The following is a 20,801-nucleotide window of genomic DNA, read 5'->3' as shown; positions in this document are numbered from 1 at the left end:
TGAACAGCAAGGATCGGCGCGCCAATCTGCTCGTAAATCGATGCTCCCGGCCTTTCGTCGCATCCCAAGCGGTGCACCGACTGGCCACGACTCCAGGGGAACACGTCATGGGATCGATGGACGGCGAGGGAGGGCGGCTGTTCTTCCGTTCCGAGACCTTCGAGACCGAAAAGTTCGAGCGCCGTAGGTCGTCGGGCAAGACGATCACCGAGCCAGCGCGGGAGCTTCCGGTCCATACCGAATGCGACGTTCTGGTGGTTGGCGGCGGCCCTGCCGGAACGGCGGCCGCCATCGCCGCCGCCCGGCGCGGCGCCGATGTCGTGCTACTAGAGCGCTACAACCATCTCGGTGGGCTATCGACAGGCGGATTGGTTATCTGGATCGATCGCATGAGCGATTGGCAAGGTCGCCATGTCATCCGGGGCATCGCCGAAGAGCTCCTTTCGCGCTTGACCCGCGACAAGATTGCCGGTCCTGAGCCGCTTGAATGGGGATCACACGATCCGGAGCGCGTTGCCTATTGGGGGCTTCGCAACGCGGCGTTCAACAATACTGTCACCCATGCGCCCACCCTCGATCCGGAGTGGCTCAAGGCGGAATCGCTCGCAATGGTTCTGGAGGCCGGCGTTCACCCGATCTTCCACGCCTGGGGAGCCAGTCCGTTGATGGAAGGGCGACGGGTTGCGGGCTGCTCTTTCGAGAGCAAGGAGGGACGGCGCGCCATTCTCGCCCGGGTGACGATCGACGCGACCGGCGACGGCGACCTTTACGCGGGCGCCGGCTCTGGCTTCGACACGGAGGTCGATAGCCGCGACATCCACGGCTGCATGAACACATCCTGGCTGTTCGGCGGCGCCGACATGAAGGCGTTCTTGCGCTTCCGGGCTGAGACGCCGGAGCAGTACTCACAGTTCATGGCGCGCGGGCGCGAGACGATGCGCTTCTTCGACAAGCCTTCCGTATCGTGGCGGGACGACATCGCGGTATTCATGGGGCCTCGACTCGCAGGTTACTCCGCACTGAAAGTCGAGGATCTGTCCGAGGTCGAGATCAGGAGCCACAAGCTCATGCTGGAACATCTCGCCTTCTATCGCGCTCATGCTCCTGGTTTTTCAAACGCCTTCATCATGCTGTCGGCGCCCCAGCTCGGCGTCAGACATGGCCGACGCCTGAAGGGGCTTGGCAAACTCACCCGAGAGAATTGGGATGGCAGCATGGCGCCCGACGAGATCGGCGTTTCGCCGTCTCTCGCGCCGAAGTTCGAGAATATCTCCGTTCCTTACGGGTCGATCGTGCCACACGAGATCGACGGGCTGTTGGCGCCTGGCCGTCATCTGTCCTGCGACGCCACGAGCCATTCCTTCATGCGCGAGATCCCGCAATGCTGGTTGACCGGCCATGCGGCAGGTGTTGCAGGAGCGATAGCCGCCGACCAGGGTGTTGCGCCGGCCGTGGTACCGATCGCGGAGCTAAGGGCAGGCTTATTGGCGCAAGGGGCCTATCTCAATACGGTTCCCGAGTTGGTCGAAGGCTGACCCGCACGGGAAGCGACTTAGCCAAAGTTGACGAGAACGAGCAGGTCGAAGAAGCCTGCCAAGCAACATGAAAGGCGGCAGCAGGCCGCTCCGTAGGGAGGAATAGAATGTTCGAAGCTCTCTGGCGCAGAATGTGCGCTGCCATGATTTTTGGTCTCGCCGGCGCTCCGGCTTTGGCACAGGCGCCAGCGCCGAAGCCGCTCGATCCGCCCCAGGCCGTGCGTGTCGCCTATGTGCCGATCATGAAATTCGCCACAGCCTATGTCGCCGAGGCGCGTGGGCTATTCAAGAAATATGGGCTCGACGTCAAGCTGGATAGCGTCAAGTCCGGCACTGAGGCGATCGCCTTCCTCGACAAGGGATCGGTCGACGTTGGCGGCATCTCGATCGTGGCGTCGCTCTGGTCGGCCTGGAATCGCGGGCTCGACATCCGGGTGATCGCGCCAGGAGCGCTTGACCCGATGACGGATGGCCCGACCAAGCTGATCGTCCGCAAGGACCTGCTGGATTCGGGAGCGGTGAAGTCGGTCGCCGACCTCAAGGGCAAGCGGATCGCGGCGGCCGGTGGGCCGGGTAGCGGCGGCGAGTACTTCGTCAGCAAGGCGCTTGAGAGCGCCAAGCTCAGCCTGCGTGATGCGCAACTGCTGAACGTCGGCAATGCTGACATGCCGGCGGCGATGGAGGCGAAATCGGTCGACGCCGTGCTGACCTCCTCGCCCTACTCCGACCAGATCCTGAAAGCCGGCACCGGCAAACTGTTGATGCAGGACATCACGCCCGGCCTGATGACGGTCGCCTTCGTCGCCTCGGGCAAGTTCATCAAGGAGCGGCCCGAAGCGGCGGAGCGCTTCGTTCTGGCGATGACGGAAGCAGCCCGTCTCATGCAGGGCGCCGATTTCCTCGCTCAGCCCAATATGGACGGCTATCTGAAATACACAGCCTCCACGCCCGAGGCGATCAAGACCGGCGGCTCGGTGATCTTCGATCCCAATATGGCGATCCCGACCACTGGCCTCGCCGACATTGAGCGCGTGCATCGCGAGAACGGCCGCACCGAATACGACAAGCCCCTCGACATGGCGAAGGTCGTCGACGGGCGCTTCGTCATGAAGGCCGTCGAGACCCTCGGCAAGGCGGCCGCCTCGAAGTGAGAGGCATGGCGGCCGTCATGCCTTCGCGGGCCTCGACAGATCGATGCAACACACCAACGAGCCCGGAGGTCGGCCGATGAGCGTCTCCATGCAGGCTGCAACTGCGCCGAAGATTGGAGCGCGCCACGTCAGCAAGCATTATCCGACCGCGGACGGCACCATGGTCGCGCTCGAGGATTTCTCCCTCGAAGTGGCCGATGGCGAGTTCGTCTGCATCGTCGGCCCTTCGGGCTGCGGCAAGTCGACCTTCCTGCGTATGGTTGCGGGACTGGAATCGATCTCGCTGGGTTCGATCGACATCCAGCCCGGACGCGAGCCGGGCCGGCCATTGAATAGTGTCGTCTTCCAGGAATATGCGATCTTTCCCTGGAAGACGCTGATCGAGAATGTCGCCTTCGGGCTGCAAATGCGCGGCGTCGGTCGCAAAGAACGGCTCGACCGGGCGCGCTACTGGCTCGACCGGGTCGGCCTCGGCAAATTCGCCGACTATTACCCACATCAGATCTCGGGCGGCATGAAGCAGCGTGTCAGCATCATCCGGGCACTCGCCAACGACCCGGAGGTTCTGCTGATGGACGAACCGCTCGGTGCGCTGGACGCCCAGACGCGCGTCGTCATCCAGGAGGAATTGCTGCGGATCTGGGAGGAGACGCGCAAGACCGTGCTCTACATCACGCACAGCCTCGACGAGGCGGTGCTGCTCGGTGACCGCGTTATCCTAATGAGCGCCCAGCCCGGCCGGCATCTCGCCACCTTCAAGATAGAGCTGCCGCGCCCGCGCACGATCGCGATGACCAACTCACCCCGTTTTGCCGAATACCGGGCGCAGATTTGGGAGAAGCTCAGTGCCGAGGTGACGCGCGCCATGGAGGCGCAGCCATGACCGTTGTATCCGCCGACAACGCGGCTGCGGCCGGCAGTGCCGCGGCTATGCCACGTTCTCCGATAGCCCGCGGCGAAAGACGCGCCATCCTCTTGCTTGCCGGAGCGATAGTCGCATTGAACCTGGCGCTGGCGGCCGCCGGGCTCTGGGGCGACTTCGCCTGGCCTGCGATCGGGTCAAGCTTTGTCCTGCTCGTCCTGCTGTGCGAGCGCATAGGTCGGTTGGTCCCGGTCAAGCACAAAGGCGCCTACGAGCGTACTCTGGCGTTGGGTTTCCCGCTCGTCGTCCTCATGCTCTGGGAGCTTGCGGCCGATAGCGGTTTCATAAACCCGAACTGGTTTCCGCCGCCGAGCAAGATCGGCGTCGCGCTTTGGGATCTCAGCACTCGCTACGACCGCTTTTCGGGAACGACACTTCTCGGACGGCCCTGGCTGATGCCGGAGGCCTTTAGCCAGGACGGCTGGGCTGGCGTTTGGAAGCTCGCCGCAGAAAGCCACGTCCTCGCGACGGTGGGGCGCGTCCTGCTCGGCTTCGTGCTTGGAGCCATCCCGGGCGTACTGGTCGGCGTAGTAATGGGTCTGAACCAGACCGTACGCCTGATGCTCGACACGACACTTTCGGCCATCTACGTGCTGCCGAAGATCGCGATCTTTCCGATTGTGATGCTGATGTTCGCCGACCCCTTCGGCGAGGCGCCGAAGATTCTTGTAGTCGGGCTTTCGGTCTTTATCCTGATGGCGATCAACACGATGGCGGCGGTGCGCGGCATAGACAGCGTCTATTTGATGGCCGGCAAGAACTACGGCGCCAAGGGCTGGTCGATGCTGCGCCACGTCATTCTGCCCGGCGCGATGCCTGTGATCTTTTCAGGACTTCGTATAGCGCTCGGCACTGCGATGATTGTGATCATCTCGGTCGAGTTCGTGCGTGCCAAACAGGGCGTGGGATACATGACCTTCTACTACTGGGAGGTGCTCAATCCCGAGAAAATGTATGCCGGGCTCGTTGTCGTCATGGTTCTAGGGGTGCTGCTGACCTATGCGCTGCAATGGCTGCAGCGCCGGCTGATGCCCTGGCAAAAGTAAGGATCAGGCGATGCAAGTTGCGCTTGTAACCGGCGGCGCTGGCGCCGTCGGGGCCGCGGCGGCGCGGATGCTGGCCGCCGATGGTTTTCACGTCGTGCTGGCCGATCGGGCCATCGATCGGGTGCAGGGCATATGCAACGAGATCGTCGACGCGGGCGGCGAAGCTGCCGCTGAGCCGGTCGACCTGCTGGAGAACGGCGCCGTCAATCGCCTGATCGACCGCTTGGCGGAACGGTTCGGTCGGCTTGATTGCGTCGTCAACAACGCCGGCATGACCGGAGCTCCACGCATCGGCGAAATTGACCTTTCAGTGTGGAATGCCGTGCTCGCGCTCAACCTGACGGTGCCGATGCTTCTCGCCCAGGCCGCTCACCCGTTGATGAAGCGCAGTGGCGGCGGAAGCATCGTCAATGTTGCTTCGCGCGTTTACCTCGCCGGTACGGGTGTCGCGTATACCTCCAGTAAATCGGGGCTAATCGGGCTGACACGCGTGCTCGCCGTGCAACTCGGCCCGGACAACATCCGGGTCAACGCTGTCGCCCCGAGCTTCCTCAATACGCCCTTCAACGAGAAGATCGTCGCGGAAAACGCGGGGCTCGCTAGATCCTTTCGCAAGATGTCACCGCTGGGGCGGCTCGGTACGGCGGAGGATGTCGCCGGCGCGATCGCCTTCCTGGCGTCGCCGCGGGCAAGCTTCGTCACGGGCGACATCATCCATGTCTGTGGCGGGACGCAGTTGGCGCCACAGCCGACCGCGTTTGACGAAGCCGTTTGACGAGCGGCCGTTCAAGTTCGGGCCGGGGGCATCGCCTTGGTAAACGAGCCTTACGGCCCTCCCCGATTCCTGGCAGGCTTCGGAAAGTCGTCGCGCTTGTTCTGTCGGACCCGTGAGGCGTCGACGGAATGCGCAGAGGCGGCCCTGGCCCGCTCCGCGACGACGTCCCGCACCGCTGCCATGACCGGCTGAGCCGGAAAGGACAGGTCTGTATCGGTGCGGGTCGTCAGGCCGACCGGGCCGTTCGTGTCATTGGTGTCGATCGGCAGTAGCGCCAGCGCACCGCTCGCTACATCCTCCGCCACGACGCCTTCGGAAATGACCCAGATAGCATCCGTTCTAAGCAGATAGTTGCGGGCAAATGCGTCGGAGACCGTCTCGATCTCGCCCTGCGAAGGGTGGATCGAACGGGCGATGAAATAGCGCTCGACGATCGGGTGTATGACGGAGCCCGGTGGGGGGACGAGCAACTGGTAACGCCCAACATCCGCTATGTCCTGCTGCCCATGTGCCAGCAAAGGGTGCGCAGGTCGCACTGCCAGCGCGATGCGTTCCGAATAGAGGTATTCGAACGCGAGTCCGTGCATCGCCTCAGGCGAAGCCATTCGCCCGACCACGAGATCGATGTCGCCGAGACGCAGTTGCGAGAGCAGGACATCGTTCGACCCGGTGACGACGCGGAGCCGGATATTCGGGAGATGTCGCGACAGATTCGCCAATGCCGCCGGCAAAATCCGTGCTGATGCCGTCGGCAGTGCACCGACCGTAAAGGTGGCATGCTCGCCACCGGCATCTTGAGCGACGGTTCTGATGCCCTGCTTCAGCGCGACGAGGCTCGACGTCGCGTAACGCAAGAACATCTCGCCGATCGGCGTGAGCACCATCGACCGCCGTTTCGGCTCGAACAGGACGGTGCCCAGGAAATCCTCCAGCTCGTGAATCGTTTTCGAAACGGCTGGCTGGCTCAAGCCGATCGCGGACGCTGCCTTCACGGCGCTTCTCTGCCGGGCAACTTCGATGAAGCAGGACAGGTGGCGTAACTTAATGCGTCCGTCGAGCTGAAGCGATCTGCTCAGACTCATTAGGATAACCTCTGGGTTATTTAATGACTAGAAAAAGCCATTTAACATAAGAAAAAAAGCGTAGCATATAAGGTCATCGTCGACATGGGCGTTCCGATATGGCTTTCGCACGCATCAAGGGCCGGCTGGTACACTGGCGCGATTACGGTCCTCGCAGCGCGCCGTGCGTGGTGATGGTCAATTCGCTCGGGACAGATCTGAGGATCTGGGATGAAGTCTCCGCCGCGCTTTCAGCTCACTGGCGTGTGATTGCCTACGACAAACGTGGGCATGGGCTTTCGGAAACTGACGCCGGCTTCTATTCGATCAGTGATTTGGCGGACGATCTCCTTGCCCTGATCGACCATCTTGATGTCGAGCGGTTCGCACTGGTCGGGCTTTCGATCGGCGGCATGATCGGACAGGTCCTGGGTTCTCGCTCACCGCAGCGCCTGTCGGCGCTCGTCTTGGCGGACACCGCTCCAAAAGTGGGAACGCCCGACAGTTGGGGCGAGCGCATCCACGCAATCGAGCGCGGTGGCCTCGAGGCGATTGCCGCCCCCGTCATGGAGAGGTGGTTCACACCATGCTTTCGCGCCGCGCAGCCCGATCAGGTTTCGGGGTGGCGAAACGCCTTCGTCCTGCAATCGGCGGCCGGATATATCTCTACTTGCAACGCCCTGCGGACTGCCGATCTGAGCAGTCACGTTGCCGGGATATCCGTCCCGACGCTGGTCGTGGTTGGAGACAGCGACCTCGCCACGCCACCGGAACTCGTTGAGGCGATGGCACTGAAAATTCCACGAGCGCGCTTCGAACTCATCGAGAAGTGCGGTCATATTCCGCCGATTGAGCAGCCGGAGCTGCTGTCGAAGCTTGTATCTGGGCACCTCAAGGAACACGGCCATGGCTGATGCGCAAACCAAATTCGCCGCAGGCATGAGGACCCGACGATCGGTTCTGGGTGAGGGGTATGTCGATGCTGCAGTGGCGGCCACTGATGCGTTTACGGCGGACTTTCAGACACTGATCACCGAAAGCGCCTGGGGAAGCGTTTGGTCACGTGAGACGATCAGCAAACGCGAGCGCTCGATGTTGACCATCGCGCTGCTGGCCGCGCTTGGACATCACGACGAGGTCGCGATGCACGTGAGGGCTACGCGTCATACCGGCGCGAGCGCCGAAGATATCAAAGAGGCGCTACTGCATGTGGCCATTTATGCAGGCGTGCCGGCAGCCAATCATGCCTTCAAAATCGCCCGTGCGGCGCTCGCCGAAATCCATGACGAATCTGCATGATGATGTGTCGTGTCCTTGCCCGCCATTGAACCCTATCGCGGCGCGAATTGAGCAGGATCAAGGAGAGCGGATCGAATTCGCCGCCAGAGATTGAATACCGCAACAGCAGCTTCGAGGGAGGAAGCGCCGAGATGCGCAACGAAAATTCGACACATCAGGGCGGCTCCTTTTATCAGAGGGACCGCAGCTGGCATCCGCCGGCCTTTACGCCGACCTATAAGACCTCGGTGCTGCGATCGCCGCAGAAGGCCTTGCTGTCTCTCGGCAATACGATCTCGGAAATGACGGGCCCGGTCTTCGGCCACAACATGTTGGGGCAACTCGATAACGATCTGATCCTGAACTATGCTAAAACAGGCGAACCGATCGGCCCGCGCATCATCGTACACGGCCAGGTGCTGGACGAGGATGCGCGCCCCGTACGCGGCGCGCTGGTCGAGTTCTGGCAGGCCAATGCCGGCGGCCGTTATCGCCATAAGAAGGAAAGCTACCTCGCCGCCATCGATCCGAATTTCGGCGGCTGCGGGCGCACCATCACCGATGACGAGGGCCGCTACTGGTTCCGCACAATCAAGCCCGGCCCCTATCCCTGGCCGAACGGCGTCAATGACTGGCGCCCGGCGCATATCCATTTCTCGATCTTCGGCCACGCCTTCGCGCAGCGCCTGATCACCCAGATGTATTTCGAGGGCGACCCGATGATCTGGCAATGCCCGATCGTCTTGGGCATCCCGAGCCGCGAGGCGGTGGAGCAGCTGGTCGCGGCGCTCGACCGCGAGGCGACACTGCCGATGGACACGATGGCCTACAAATTCGACATCGTCCTGCGCGGCCGTCGCTCGACCCTGTTCGAGAACCGGATGGAGGGCAACTGATGGTCCAATCGCTCCGCCGCCTCAGGGAAAGCCCGTCGCAGACGGCCGGCCCCTACATCCATATCGGCGCCACGCCGAACTTCTCCGGCATCGAGGGCGTCTATCCGCACGATCTCGGCTCGCAGCCGCTCTCGCCGGAGGCGAAGGGCGAGCGCGTCCTCGTCACCGGCCGCATCTTCGACGGCTCGGGCATGCCCATCAAGGACGCGCTGATCGAGATCTGGCAGGCCGATGCGCAGGGGCTCTATCCCGGCCAGGGCGAGCACCGTGGCGAAGCCGATCCGCACTTCCCCGGCTGGTTCCGCCAACCCGTCGACGGCACGACCGGTGTCTACCGCTTTGAGACGATCAAGCCCGGCATCGTGCCCTATTTCGACGGCCGGCCGATGGCACCGCACATCACCTTCTGGATCGTGGCGCGCGGCATCAATCTCGGCCTGCATACGCGGCTCTATTTCGGCGACGAGGACAAGGCCAACGCGGCTGATCCGCTTCTCGCCCGCATCGAGCATCGCGTGCGCGTGCAGACACTGATCGCAACGCGCGGCGACGAGGACGGCATGCCGGTCTACACCTTCGACATCCGTCTGCAGGGCGAGAACGAGACCGTCTTCTTCGACATCTGAGAGCGGCCTCGGCCGCCTTCCCGACCCGAGCAGACAGCAAGCAGAGCAACGACGACATGACCGAAGCCTTCATCTGCGCCTATGTCCGTACCCCGATCGGCCGGTTCGGCGGCTCGCTTGCCGCCGTGCGGGCGGACGATCTCGGCGCGGTGCCGCTGAAGGCGCTGGTCGAGCGTCATCCGCAAGTCGATTTCGGCGCCGTCGACGATGTGATCTTCGGCTGCGCCAATCAGGCGGGCGAGGACAACCGCAATGTCGCACGCATGTCTCTGCTGCTTGCCGGCCTGCCCAAGGAAGTGCCGGGCACGACGATCAACCGGCTCTGCGGCTCCGGGATGGACGCGGTCATCGCAGCCGCGCGGGCGATCAAGGCGGGCGAGGCCGAGCTGATGATCGCCGGCGGCGTCGAGAGCATGTCGCGCGCGCCCTTCGTCATGCCCAAGGCCGACAGCGCCTTCTCGCGCCATGCCGAGATCCACGACACCACCATCGGCTGGCGCTTCGTCAACCCGCTGATGAAGGCGCAGTACGGCATCGATTCCATGCCGGAAACCGGCGAGAACGTCGCCGCCGACTGCCATGTCAGCCGCGCCGACCAGGACGCCTTCGCGCTCCGCTCGCAACTGAAGGCCGTCGCGGCGCAGCAGAACGGCCGTCTCGACAAGGAGATCGTCCCGGTGCTGATCCCGCAGCGCAAGGGCGATCCGATCCGCGTCGAGATCGACGAGCACCCGCGCGGCGATACCACGCTGGAGAAGCTCGCCAAGCTTGGCACCCCATTTCGCAAGGAAGGCGGCACCGTCACGGCCGGCAACGCGTCGGGCGTCAATGACGGCGCTGCGGCGCTGATCATCGCCTCGGAGAAGGCCGCCGCTAAATACGGGCTGACGCCGATCGCGCGCATCCTTGGCGGAGCGACCGGCGGCATCGCGCCGCGCGTCATGGGGCTCGGCCCGATCCCCGCCACGCGCAAGCTCTGCGAGCGGCTTGGCCTGAAGCCCACGGATTTCGACTTCGTCGAGCTGAACGAGGCCTTCGCCTCGCAGGGCATCGCGGTGCTGCGCGAGCTTGGCATCGCCGAGGACGGCGCGCATGTGAACCCGAATGGCGGTGCGATCGCGCTTGGCCACCCGCTCGGCATGTCCGGCGCCCGCATCACCGGCACGGCCGCGCTCGAACTGTCCCTGACCGGCAAGAGGCGCGCGCTCGCCACCATGTGCATCGGCGTCGGCCAGGGTATCGCAGTCGCGCTGGAGCGCGCCTGAGTAATCGTTTCGAGTCCGAATCCGACCTGGGTTCCGCTACAATGACGCATAAGATCTATGACGGCCCGGGCGCGGCGCTCGAAGGGCTGCTTTTCGATGGCATGACGATCATGTCCGGGGGCTTCGGCCTGTCGGGCAACCCCGAGAGCCTGATCCCGCAGATCCGCGATTCCGACGTGAAGAACATCACCGTGATGTTGAGAATTTAAGAGCGAGCTAGCGCGTCCGAATGCGAGCGGACGTCAAGCGCCATCCCAGTCGGTATCAGGTAAGGCTGAACAAGGGGGATGAAGCAGCTGCTGCGCCGAGTTCGTCAGCGCTGGCAAGTAGCCAGGGCGCAATTTCTGTCATGCGAGCAGGCGTCATTCGAATGGTCGGACCTGCTACACTGATCGTGCCGACAGGGGTTCCCACACCGCGCTTGCGGATCGCGGTAGCCATTGCAGATGTGCCTATTTCGTAGGCCTCCGTCACGCACGCATATCCGAGCTGGCGCGTCCGCTCGATCTGCGTAAGCAGCTGCTCGATGGTGGCCGGAGCGTTGGGACCGAGTCCAGATCGATGCAGCCCCTGTTTCTCGACGACAATTTTCACTTGCTCGTCGCTGAGGTTCGCTAACCAGGCCTGACCATTGGCTGTGGCCGCAAGATAAACTTCCGGCTCGGTGTGTGGTACATAGAACAGGCCGCTTTGCGTACTTTGAGATTTGGCTACCCAGGTCAAATGATCACTTTCGACGACGGCCAGCCGCACCAATTCTCCTGTTCGTTTGGCGAGATCATCGAGAATCGGCTGAACAAGGTCGGTTATGCCGCTGGTGCCGAGATAGGCCAAGCCGAGAGCAGCGAGCTTCACGCTCAAATTCACGGTGCCGTCCGCCGAGCGAAAGAGGAAGCCACCATCGACCAGGCCCTGAACGGCTCGTTCAGCAGCTGCCGCCGGTATTTTTAATCTGTGGGCGAGGTCTCGCAATGCCAAGCCGGCGGGACATTGCGCCAATGTTTCGAGCATTCCTAAGGCTCGGATACGGCTAGACATGTCAATGCGCCGGTTCGGAGAAAATGGGTAGTCCTGTGCCGGCCTTGGCGATGGCGCTGGCTGCGCCGCGCAGGGAGGGCAGGATCTGATCCATTGCTTCGCTCGTCATGCGTATGACGGGCCCGGCGACACTGATTGTGCCGATAGGGCGTTGCGTCGCTTCGTCGAAGATGGCGACGGCAATCGCGGAAGTTCCCGGCTCGTAGGTTTCGAAGATTTTCGCATAGCCGAGTTCACGCGCGGCATCGACAAAGATCAACAGGTCTCGCATGGATCGTGGCGCGTTCGGTCCATACCCCTCACGCTTCAATCCCTGCTTGGCAGCGAGCTGCAACACCTCGTCCTCGTCAAGGCATGAAAGCCAGGCATGGCCGTTCGAGGTTGCGGCCAGATAGACCTCGGCTCCTTCGTCGGGGTTGTACAGAAGCCCACGCCTCGCGCCCTGCGCCTTCGCGACGCGGATGAGTTTTCGGTCATGGATGACGGCCAGCGTAACCAGTTCGCCGGTCTTGTCAGCGAGTCCGTCGAGGAGCGGCTGGATCCTGGTGGTAATACCGGTGGACGCCAGATGACTGAAGCCAAGGGCCACGATCTTTGCGGTTAGGCGGTAGGCCCCGCCATCGAACTCTTGGCGGACGTAACCTTCGTCTTTGAGGTCCGCGAGAAGGCGGTGCGTGGCACTTCGAGGGATGGCCAAAGTGTCGGCCACAGCCATGAGCGGCAGTCCGCCAGCGTGGCGCGATAACAAGTCGATGATCGCAATCGCCCGATCCATGGAGCCTCCGTTCCAATTGGACACTATTCGATTTGGAACGGAGTGTCACCGTTCTTGACGAATGTGGAATTATGAGATTTATGGAACGAATTCCATTTTCTTGACGGACCTCATGCTTGGCAGATGCCCTTCTCCCGACCAGCGAACCTTCCACGGCAAGGGCGATCAGCGGCAGAACGCGGCTTTTCGCTGTGCTTGGCGACCCTGTTGCCCAAGTCATGGCGCCGGCGATGATGAACCAGCTCTTTGTTGAGCGGGGCGTGGACGCAGTGCTGATCCCTGTGGAGGTATCAGCACGGTCGTTGGCGGCAGTCGTCAATGGGCTGAAACAGATCGACAACCTCGACGGGCTCCTCGTCACCGTCCCTCATAAGCGCAGCGTCCACGATCAGGCGGACATGTTGAGCGGCACCGCTCGGCTGGCAGGGTCGGTCAACGCCATGCGGCGCGAGGCTGACGGCACGTGGTTCGGGGATAACTTCGACGGCGAGGGCTTCGTACGCGGGCTGGAGCGGGCCGACCGCTCGATTGCGGGCAAGCGTTTCACGGTTGTTGGCGCCGGCGGGGCGGGTGTCTCGATCGCGGCCGCCATCCTTCGGGCGCAGGCCGCGAGCATCACGATCGTCGATATAGACCGCGCAAGTGCGGAAACGCTCGCGAGCCGCCTCGGCGAGAGGTGGCCCGGACTTGCTCAGGTCGCGGATGTTCCCGATGCAGCAAGCGATGTGGTGGTGAACGCAACGCCGCTCGGTTTGGGCGGCAATGATCCACTGCCTTTCGAGCTGAATGATCTGCGTTCCGAATGCCTCGTCGCCGACATCATCATGAAGCCGGCCGAAACGCGCCTTCTCCGTGAGGCCGCTGCGCAGGGTTTCGCCACGCACCCGGGGCTTCCCATGCTGAGCGAGCAGATCCCTCTTTACCGGGAGTTTTTCCGGATCCCCTGAACCAACGACCTTGGCAGAAGACCAGGGCGCCTGGAGGAAACCTTGACGTATCAGTTCGATTTTTCAGTCCTACTTCCGTACTGGGAGCAATTGCTGCGAGGTTGCTGGCTGACAGTCCTGCTGTCGGCCATCTCGATCTCGGCGGGGCTCGTGATCGGAATCCTGACGGCACTCGCCAAGCAAAGCCGCTTCGCAGCGGCTCGGATCGCGGCCAGCACCTATGTCGAGATCATCCGGAACACGCCGTTCCTGGTGCAGGTCTTCTTCATCTTTTTTGGCCTGCCGGCTCTCGGCATCAGCTTTCAGCCCTGGAGCGCAGCCATCTTGGCGCTGAGCCTCAATTGCGGAGCGTTTTCGGCGGAGGTTATTCGTGGTGGAATCGATGCTATTGCGCGCGGACAGTATGAGGCCGGCACCGCCCTCGGCCTGAAGCCACTGCAAATCTTCCGTCACATCATCTTGAAGCCGGCCCTGCGGATCATTTTCCCAGCATTATCCGGCCAGTTTGTCCTGACGCTCCTCACGACCAGCATTGTCTCGTCGATCTCTGCCGAGGAGCTCACTTCGATCGCCCAGTCGATCGACACGATGACGTTCCGAAGCTTCGAAATCTACATCGTTGCAACGATCCTCTACCTCACGATGTCGTTCGCCTTCGCAACGTTGTTCAAGCTGATCGACCGTCTCTATTTCTCTTATCCCGTGAAGTGAGGACGGCATGATCAGAGAATTCGGTCTGTCGGAAGCACTCGCCATCCTGTCGGGCGTTCAGTCGACAATTCTCCTATCGCTTATCGCCTTCGCGGGGGGCGGAGTAGTCGGGCTGGCGATCGCATTGATGCGCACTTCGGAGCGCGCTTGGCTGCGCCGCTGCGCCGGCTTCTACATCGATTTCTTTCAAGGCACGCCGCTGCTCATGCAGCTGTTCCTGGTGTTCTACGGATTGCCGGTTCTCGGGTACAAGGTGAACCCCTGGGTCGCGGTGACCATCGGCTTCACCTTGCATGCCAGTGCATTCCTCGGCGAGGTCTGGCGTGGCAGCATCCAAGCCGTGCCGCGCGGACAAAGCGAAGCCGCCTATGCGCTAGGCCTGAGCTACGTCTCTCGCATGCGCAACGTCGTCCTGCCGCAAGCCATGCGGATCTCAGTGGCGCCGACGGTCGGCTTCATGGTGCAGCTAATCAAGGGCACCTCACTCGCGGCGATTATCGGCTTCGTCGAGCTCTCGCGCGCTGCTCAGATCATCGCCAGCGCGACCTACAAACCGCTGCTCGCCTACGGCTGCGCCGCAATCGTCTACTTCCTTCTCTGCTTCCCGCTTTCACGCCTGAGCATGCGCCTCGAGAAGCGCTTCGCCGTGAAATCCTGAAGACCACACCAAAAGACCAACTGGAGGAACATGCCTATGAAGTGGGTTGAATCATTCCGTCGCACCGCAGTGGCTTCGGCCATGTTCGTCCTCGCAACTTCTGCTGTCGCTGGCGCAGCGGCCGCACAGACGGTCGACTCGATCAAAAAAGAGGGCGTGCTTAAGATCGGATCGCAGGTCTCCCAGGTCCCGTGGGGCTTCAGCGATGCCTCCGGCAAGCTCACCGGCTTCGACATCGAGCTTGGTGAGATGCTGGCCAAGGACCTCGGCGTGAAGGCCGAAGTCACTCCGGTTACATCGAGCAATCGCGTCGCGGCGCTGCTCACTGGCCAGGTCGACGTTCTGGCCGCTGTGATGGGCATCTTCGCCGACCGCCAGAAGGTCGTGCTGTTCGCGCGGCCCTACACCACCAACGACACAATCTACATTGGCAAGGTTGGTGCCGACATCAAGGGATGGAACGACCTGAAGGGCGTGCGTGTCGGCGTTCCACGCGGCACGCCACAGGACATCGCCATCACGAAGGCGGCGCCGGCCGGCGCGACCATCCAGCGCTTCGACGACGATGCTGCAACCGTCCAGGCGCTTATTGCGGGACAGGTCGACATGATTGGCGGCGCCGCGACGCAGGTGCCGAATATCGCTCAGGTCGCCGGACCAGGAAAGTTTGAGCAGAAATTCGTCGTTGCCCGCGCCTACAACGCCTTCGCAGTGCGACCGGCGTCGCGGGAATGGGCCGGTTACCTCAGCGATTTCGTTGCCCGGAAGCTCGCGAGCGGCGAATTGCCAGCCCTCTACAAGAAGTGGATCGGCGGCGAGCTCGCTCAGATGCCCACGACTGGTGAGGGCGAGGCCGCCCTACCGATTTCGGTGGTGCAGTAACTGGCGCGCGGGCGGCGTTGCGCCGCCCGCCTCTTTCCCATGAGCACACACATGTCAGACCAGCAACTCCGCGTGGATAATTCCACTCAGTCCCCCATCGTAGACATCAGCGGGGTTCAGAAGTGGTTCGGCACATTCCAAGTCCTGAAGGACATCGCGCTGACGGTCGCGCGCGGCGAGCGCATCGTGATCTGCGGGCCTTCCGGGTCGGGAAAGTCGACGCTGATCCGCTGCATCAATAGCCTTGAGCGCTACCAGGAAGGCCGGCTCGTCGTCGATGGTTACGACCTTGGTGCGGGGCAGAAGAACATCGACGCCGTCCGCGCCGAGGTCGGCATGGTCTTTCAGCAGTTCAATCTCTTTCCGCACCTCACGGTGAAAGAGAACTGCATGCTGGCGCCGATGAAGGTTCGTGGGACGTCGAAGAAGGACGCCCAGGAGCTCGCGATGCGCTTTCTCACGCGCGTTCGCATTGGTGATCAGGCCGAGAAATACCCAGCCCAGCTATCCGGCGGTCAGCAACAGCGTGTGGCCATCGCGCGGGCCTTGTGCATGACGCCGAAGCTCATGCTCTTCGACGAGCCGACGTCAGCCTTGGACCCCGAAATGGTCAAGGAGGTGCTCGACACGATGGTCAGCCTCGCCGACGAGGGCATGACCATGCTGTGTGTGACACACGAAATGGGCTTTGCCCGGAAGGTCGCGGATCGCGTGATCTTCATGGACCGCGGCGAGATCATCGAGATCGGCAAGCCGGAGCCCTTCTTCGCCAACCCGCAAAACCCGCGCACCCAGGCCTTCCTCGGGCAGCTCCTGCACTGAGCAGGTGGCGGCAAAGCACCCGCCTCGGAATGAAATCCAAAGGATCAAGCCATCATGCTTCCGGGCAAATTCTACGAAGAAATTCAGATTGGCGACGAGCGGCTGACTCCGCGCGTCACCGTAACCGAAGGGCATGTTCTGGCTTACGCCGGCGTCGCCGGTGACTTCTCCCCGATCCATATGGACGAGATTTATGCCCAATCGACAGTTTTCGGGGGCCGCATCGCGCACGGGTTGATGGGGCTGTCCCTGACCGATGGCATGAAGGTGCAGTCAGGCTTCTTCCATGACGGCATCGCCCTCGGCTGGACTTGGAACTTCAAGCGGCCGATCCGGATCGGCGACACATTGCAGGTCAAGTTCAGGATCGCGGATATGCGTATCCCCAGGAGCCGCAGCGATATGGGCATCCTGACCATCGCCATCGAGCTCCTCAACCAGCATGGCGAGGTGGTTCAGGAAGGCGAGCACCGGCTGATGGTGCCACGCAAGCCGGACGCAGCGCCGGCGGAGGCCATCTGATGGCCCGCGACAAGTTCATGACGGCCGACCAGGCCGTCGCGCTGATCAAGGACAGCGATACCGTCGCGTTGATCGGGGGCGGTGGCGGCCTGATGGAGGCGACGCATACTTTCCGCGCCGTCTCGCGCCGTTTCCTCTCGACCGGCTACCCGCGCAACCTCACCGTGCTGCACGCACTCGGGATCGGCGACAAGAAGACCGAGGGCATGAACCACTTCGCCCATGAGGGGCTGGTGAAGCGCGTCATCGGCGGCCATTGGGTCTGGTCGCCGAAGATGCAGGAGATGGCGCGCGACGAGAAGATAGAGGCCTATGTCCTGCCGAGCGGCTGCGTGATGCAGCTGTATCGCGAGATCGGCGGGCAGCGGCCGGGCCTGTTCACCCATGTCGGTCTTGGCACCTTTGTCGACCCGCGCCACCAGGGCGGAAAGATGAATGCCTCTGCGAAAGAGGACCTGGTCGAAGTCGTCAACCTCGGCGGACAGGAACTGCTTTGGTACAAATCCTTCCCGATCAACGTCGCGATCATCCGCGGTTCCTTCGGCGACGCAGCCGGCAATATCAGTCTGGATCAGGAAGCGGCGAATGTGGATGTCTATGCCGCGGCTCTCGCGGCCCATAATTCCGGCGGCATCGTCATCGCGCAGGTTCGTACGGCGGTCGATGTAAATTCGCTTCCGGCGCGCTCGGTCCGAGTCCCCGGAGCCATCGTCGATGCCGTCGTGGTCGATCCCGACCAGCGCATGAGCTACGACCTGCCTTACGACCCGCTCATCTCCGGCGAGCGCCGCGGCCCGACGCCGCTCGATCCGCCCGAGCCGCTCAACATCCGCTCTCTGATCGCGCGCCGCGCCTATCAAGAGCTGACCGAAGGCGACGTGATCAATTTCGGCGTTGGCATCGGCGAGGGTGTTGCCAAGATGGTCGCCGAGCGCGGCGAAGTCGGGCGCTATTACCAGACCATCGAGCACGGGACTTATGGCGGCGCGCTGCTGGTTGGCCTGCTCTTCGGCTTTGCCCGCAGCGCCTCGGCCATGATCGACGGGCCGTCCCAGTTCGATTTCTACGCCGGCGGCGGTCTCGACACCGCATTCCTCGGCTTTGGCGAGTTGGATGAGGCCGGCGACGTCAACGTCTCGAAGCTCGGCGGGCTGACTGTCGGGCCCGGCGGCTTCATGGACATCGCTCAGAATGCCAAGAAGGTCGTGTTCTGCGGCACCTTCGACACCAAGGGCAGCAGATTGGAGGTCGGCGGCGGCAAGCTCGCAATTGCGCAGCACGGCTCGGTGCGAAAGCTCGTCAGCAAGGTCGAGCAGATTACATATTCAGGCAAGCAGGCGCTCAAGCGCGGCCATAAGGCGGTGTTCGTAACCGAGCGGGCAGTGTTCAATCTGGAGAATGAGGGCCTCGTTTTGAGCGAAGTCGCGCCTGGCGTCGACATCCGCCGCGACATCCTCGAACGGATGGATTTCATGCCCCTCATCCCGCGCGATCCTCAGGTCATGGATAGCGCAATTTTCTCGGAATTATCCGGCCTCTGAGCCGCGCGAGGATAGTATGGAATATCGGAATCTAGGCAGGACCGGCTTGAAGGTCTCGCGTATCGCGCTAGGCTGCATGAGCTATGGAGATCCGACGCGCGGCAACCATAGTTGGGTGATGAACGAGGATGAAGGGCGCCCCTTCATTCGCAAGGCACTGGAAGCCGGCATCAACTTCTTCGACACCGCGAATGTCTACTCCGATGGCGCTAGCGAGGAGGTTCTCGGCCGCGCCATCCGCGACTTCACCACACGAGAAGCCGTGGTAATCGCCACCAAGGTCTATGGCCCTATGCGTCCCGACGCGAACGGTCATGGCCTATCGCGAAAGGCGATCTTCGCAGAGATCGATGCCAGCCTTAGGCGTCTGGGTACCGACTACATCGATCTCTATCAAATTCACCGCTGGGACTATGAAACGCCCATCGAGGAGACGCTTGAGGCACTGAGCGACGTGGTTCGGGCCGGCAAGGCCCGTTATCTAGGAGCGTCTTCCATGCACGCTTGGCAATTCATGAAGGCGCTCGGCCTCCAGCGCCAGCATGGCTGGGCGCCTTTCGTCTCCATGCAGAACCATCTCAACCTTCTCTACCGCGAGGAGGAGCGTGAGATGCTGCCGCTATGCCGGTCCGAGGGAGTTGGTGTCGTGCCTTGGTCCCCCTTGGCGCGAGGCCGTCTGACGCGTCCCTGGCAGGACGAGCCGGCAACCGCGCGCGCCGCGACGGACGAAGTGGGTAAGGGCTTCTACGACAAGGCCAAGGATGGCGACCGTTTGGTAGTCCAACGCGTTGGGGAAGTCGCAGAGCGTCTTGGCGCACCACGCGCTCAGGTGGCTCTCGCCTGGCTGCTGCAGAAGGAGGGTGTGTCTGCACCTCTGGTCGGTGCGACCAAGATGGCGCAGCTCGATGATGCCCTCGCAGCGCTTCAGCTCAAACTTCCAGATGATGAAATCGCCTCACTGGAGGAGCCTTACGCGCCGCATCAGGTCTCCGCCTTCGTGTGAAAGCGATAGCCCTGCCCGGAACTGCTGCGGGCAACGATGTGCCAGTTCGGGAAGGACAACCATGTTACCGTCGATCGCCACCGTCTGCGTTTCGGGCACGCTTCAGGAGAAGCTGGAGGCCATCGCCGCCGCTGGTTTCACGGCGGTGGAGATTTTCGAGAACGACCTGATCGCCTTCCCCGGCTCTCCGACCGAGGTCCGGCGCATCTGCGCCGATCTCGGCCTGACCATCGTGACCTGCCAGCCCTTCCGCGATTTCGAGGGCATGCCGGAGGGGCGCCGCCAACGCGTCTTCGACCGGGCCGAGCGCAAGTTCGACCTCTTGCACGAACTGGGAACGGACCTGCTCTTCGTCTGCTCCAGCGTCTCGCCGGAGGCGCTTCCGGGTATCGACCGGCTCGCCGCCGATTTCGCCGAGCTCGGTGAGCGCGCGGGCCGGCGCGGCCTTCGCGTCGGCTACGAGGCGCTGGCCTGGGGGCGGCATGTCTTCGACTATCGCGACGCCTGGGAGATCGTGCGCCGCGCCAACCGGCCGGAGGTCGGGATCATCCTCGATTCCTTCCACATCCTGGCGCGCGGCCTCGATCTTGCGGCGATCGGCACGATCCCGCGCGACAAGATCGAGATGGTGCAGATGGCCGATGCGCCGCTGCTGCAGATGGACCCGCTCTCCTGGAGCCGACACTGGCGCTGCCTGCCCGGCCAGGGCGATCTCGATCTCTCCGGCTTCATGCGGGCGCTGACCGCGACCGGCTATGACGGCGTGCTCTCGCTGGAGATCTTCAACGATCGCTTCCGCGCCGGTTCCGCGCGTTCCGTCGCGCTCGACGGCCATCGCTCGCTGATCTGGCTGCTCGACGAGACCGCGCGGCAGACGGCCACGCCGGTGCCCGGCGCGGTGCCGATGCCGCCGCCCGCCCCGGTCGAGGCGGTCGAGTTCATCGAGTTCACGGTGTCGGAAGCCGAGCGGCCCGGTTTCGAGAAGCTGCTGCGCGCGCTCGGATTCGCGCGTTCAGGTGCGCACCGCTCCAAGGATGTCGATCTCTGGCGCCAGGGCGATATCCGCATCGTCCTGAACAGCGAGGCCGACGGCTTCGCCCATAGCTACCAGATCACGCACGGTACCTCGGTCTGTGCGCTGGCCCTGCGCGTGCCGGATGCGCAGGCCGCGATCGCCCGCGCCAAGGCCCTGCTCGACGTGCCCCATGCCGGTGCGATCGGGCCGGACGAGCTCGACATCCCCGCCGTGCGCGGCCTCGGCGGCAGCCTCGTCTATTTCCTCGACCAGGCCTCGGCGCTCGGACGCTGGGCCGAGGTCGATTTCGAAGCGACGGGCGAGGCCTCGGA

General features: G+C 62.9%; 23 protein-coding genes. 20 read left to right on the top strand and 3 right to left on the bottom strand.

The window, feature by feature from the left end; all coding sequences use genetic code 11:
* Nucleotides 1-107: 107 nt before the first annotated feature.
* From AC1RLU_RS00115 to AC1RLU_RS00095, 5 genes are all read left to right on the top strand, one after another.
* Nucleotides 108-1,535 (top strand): FAD-dependent oxidoreductase, encoded by a 1,428-nt coding sequence (locus AC1RLU_RS00115; RefSeq protein WP_492793380.1) that lies wholly within the window; start codon nt 108-110, stop codon nt 1,533-1,535.
* A 143-nt stretch (nt 1,536-1,678) separates the two neighbouring features.
* On the top strand, nt 1,679-2,686 hold the full coding sequence (locus AC1RLU_RS00110; protein ID WP_170843358.1) for an ABC transporter substrate-binding protein: 1,008 nt from the start codon (nt 1,679-1,681) through the stop codon (nt 2,684-2,686).
* A gap of 76 nt (nt 2,687-2,762) precedes the next feature.
* Complete coding sequence (locus AC1RLU_RS00105; protein WP_082617615.1) at nt 2,763-3,569, top strand: ABC transporter ATP-binding protein; 807 nt, start codon at nt 2,763-2,765, stop codon at nt 3,567-3,569.
* On the top strand, nt 3,566-4,654 hold the full coding sequence (locus AC1RLU_RS00100; RefSeq protein WP_492793379.1) for an ABC transporter permease: 1,089 nt from the start codon (nt 3,566-3,568) through the stop codon (nt 4,652-4,654). Before AC1RLU_RS00105 ends, AC1RLU_RS00100 begins: the two co-directional genes overlap by 4 nt.
* A 10-nt stretch (nt 4,655-4,664) precedes the next feature.
* Complete coding sequence (locus AC1RLU_RS00095; RefSeq protein ID WP_492793378.1) at nt 4,665-5,429, top strand: SDR family NAD(P)-dependent oxidoreductase; 765 nt, start codon at nt 4,665-4,667, stop codon at nt 5,427-5,429.
* 50 nt (nt 5,430-5,479) lie between these two features.
* Here the strand turns inward: AC1RLU_RS00095 and pcaQ are convergent, their stop codons facing one another.
* The gene (pcaQ, locus tag AC1RLU_RS00090; protein WP_492793377.1) at nt 5,480-6,511 is read right to left on the bottom strand and encodes a pca operon transcription factor PcaQ; all 1,032 of its coding nucleotides are present in this window, start codon (nt 6,509-6,511) and stop codon (nt 5,480-5,482) included.
* 98 nt (nt 6,512-6,609) lie between these two features.
* Between pcaQ and pcaD the strand changes: the two genes are divergently transcribed.
* The 6 genes from pcaD to AC1RLU_RS00060 all read left to right on the top strand — a co-directional run bounded on the left by pcaD (nt 6,610) and on the right by AC1RLU_RS00060 (nt 10,764).
* A complete protein-coding gene (gene pcaD / locus AC1RLU_RS00085) occupies nt 6,610-7,404 on the top strand; it encodes a 3-oxoadipate enol-lactonase (RefSeq protein WP_492793376.1) in 795 nt (264 codons plus the stop codon).
* The gene (gene pcaC, locus AC1RLU_RS00080; protein ID WP_142113746.1) at nt 7,397-7,789 is read left to right on the top strand and encodes a 4-carboxymuconolactone decarboxylase; all 393 of its coding nucleotides are present in this window, start codon (nt 7,397-7,399) and stop codon (nt 7,787-7,789) included. Before pcaD ends, pcaC begins: the two co-directional genes overlap by 8 nt.
* Nucleotides 7,790-7,920: 131 nt before the next feature.
* On the top strand, nt 7,921-8,664 hold the full coding sequence (pcaH, locus tag AC1RLU_RS00075) for a protocatechuate 3,4-dioxygenase subunit beta (protein WP_142113748.1): 744 nt from the start codon (nt 7,921-7,923) through the stop codon (nt 8,662-8,664).
* A complete protein-coding gene (gene pcaG / locus AC1RLU_RS00070) occupies nt 8,664-9,290 on the top strand; it encodes a protocatechuate 3,4-dioxygenase subunit alpha (RefSeq protein WP_142113750.1) in 627 nt (208 codons plus the stop codon). The genes pcaH and pcaG overlap by 1 nt, the downstream gene beginning before the upstream one ends.
* A 56-nt stretch (nt 9,291-9,346) precedes the next feature.
* Nucleotides 9,347-10,555, top strand: coding sequence for a 3-oxoadipyl-CoA thiolase (pcaF, locus tag AC1RLU_RS00065; protein WP_142113752.1), 1,209 nt, complete (start codon nt 9,347-9,349; stop codon nt 10,553-10,555).
* Between the two features lie 41 nt (nt 10,556-10,596).
* Complete coding sequence (locus tag AC1RLU_RS00060; RefSeq protein WP_492793375.1) at nt 10,597-10,764, top strand: CoA-transferase; 168 nt, start codon at nt 10,597-10,599, stop codon at nt 10,762-10,764.
* Between the two features lie 55 nt (nt 10,765-10,819).
* On the opposite strand, the gene AC1RLU_RS00055 is transcribed toward AC1RLU_RS00060, so the two are convergent.
* Together AC1RLU_RS00055 and AC1RLU_RS00050 are read right to left on the bottom strand one after the other, a co-directional pair.
* On the bottom strand, nt 10,820-11,566 hold the full coding sequence (locus AC1RLU_RS00055) for an IclR family transcriptional regulator (protein ID WP_492793374.1): 747 nt from the start codon (nt 11,564-11,566) through the stop codon (nt 10,820-10,822).
* A gap of 28 nt (nt 11,567-11,594) precedes the next feature.
* Nucleotides 11,595-12,368 carry an IclR family transcriptional regulator gene (locus tag AC1RLU_RS00050; RefSeq protein ID WP_061971531.1) on the bottom strand — a complete coding sequence of 258 codons (774 nt, stop codon included), beginning with the start codon at nt 12,366-12,368 and terminating at the stop codon, nt 11,595-11,597.
* A 191-nt stretch (nt 12,369-12,559) separates the two neighbouring features.
* Between AC1RLU_RS00050 and AC1RLU_RS00045 the strand changes: the two genes are divergently transcribed.
* The 9 genes from AC1RLU_RS00045 to AC1RLU_RS00005 all read left to right on the top strand — a co-directional run.
* Nucleotides 12,560-13,315: a shikimate dehydrogenase family protein gene (locus tag AC1RLU_RS00045; protein ID WP_492794298.1), complete on the top strand. Its 756-nt coding sequence runs from the start codon at nt 12,560-12,562 to the stop codon at nt 13,313-13,315.
* A 42-nt stretch (nt 13,316-13,357) separates the two neighbouring features.
* Nucleotides 13,358-14,026, top strand: coding sequence for an amino acid ABC transporter permease (locus tag AC1RLU_RS00040; protein WP_061971528.1), 669 nt, complete (start codon nt 13,358-13,360; stop codon nt 14,024-14,026).
* 7 nt (nt 14,027-14,033) lie between these two features.
* A complete protein-coding gene (locus tag AC1RLU_RS00035) occupies nt 14,034-14,684 on the top strand; it encodes an amino acid ABC transporter permease (RefSeq protein ID WP_061971527.1) in 651 nt (216 codons plus the stop codon).
* Between the two features lie 36 nt (nt 14,685-14,720).
* On the top strand, nt 14,721-15,566 hold the full coding sequence (locus AC1RLU_RS00030) for a transporter substrate-binding domain-containing protein (RefSeq protein WP_492793373.1): 846 nt from the start codon (nt 14,721-14,723) through the stop codon (nt 15,564-15,566).
* 51 nt (nt 15,567-15,617) lie between these two features.
* Complete coding sequence (locus AC1RLU_RS00025) at nt 15,618-16,388, top strand: amino acid ABC transporter ATP-binding protein (RefSeq protein WP_162766152.1); 771 nt, start codon at nt 15,618-15,620, stop codon at nt 16,386-16,388.
* 54 nt (nt 16,389-16,442) lie between these two features.
* Nucleotides 16,443-16,910 (top strand): MaoC family dehydratase, encoded by a 468-nt coding sequence (locus AC1RLU_RS00020; protein ID WP_492793372.1) that lies wholly within the window; start codon nt 16,443-16,445, stop codon nt 16,908-16,910.
* Complete coding sequence (locus AC1RLU_RS00015) at nt 16,910-18,451, top strand: acyl CoA:acetate/3-ketoacid CoA transferase (RefSeq protein WP_492793371.1); 1,542 nt, start codon at nt 16,910-16,912, stop codon at nt 18,449-18,451. Before AC1RLU_RS00020 ends, AC1RLU_RS00015 begins: the two co-directional genes overlap by 1 nt.
* A 16-nt stretch (nt 18,452-18,467) precedes the next feature.
* Nucleotides 18,468-19,454, top strand: coding sequence for an aldo/keto reductase (locus AC1RLU_RS00010; protein ID WP_492793370.1), 987 nt, complete (start codon nt 18,468-18,470; stop codon nt 19,452-19,454).
* Nucleotides 19,455-19,515: 61 nt separating this feature from the next.
* Nucleotides 19,516-20,801: sugar phosphate isomerase/epimerase and 4-hydroxyphenylpyruvate domain-containing protein (locus AC1RLU_RS00005; RefSeq protein ID WP_492793369.1), on the top strand; the 1,286-nt coding region annotated here is incomplete at its 3' end.

This window comes from Allobosea sp. GW822-FHT05A11 (assembly GCF_058800455.1).
The sequence above is the reverse complement of the archived record's forward strand: the minus strand, read 5'-3'. Positions and strand labels throughout refer to the sequence as shown.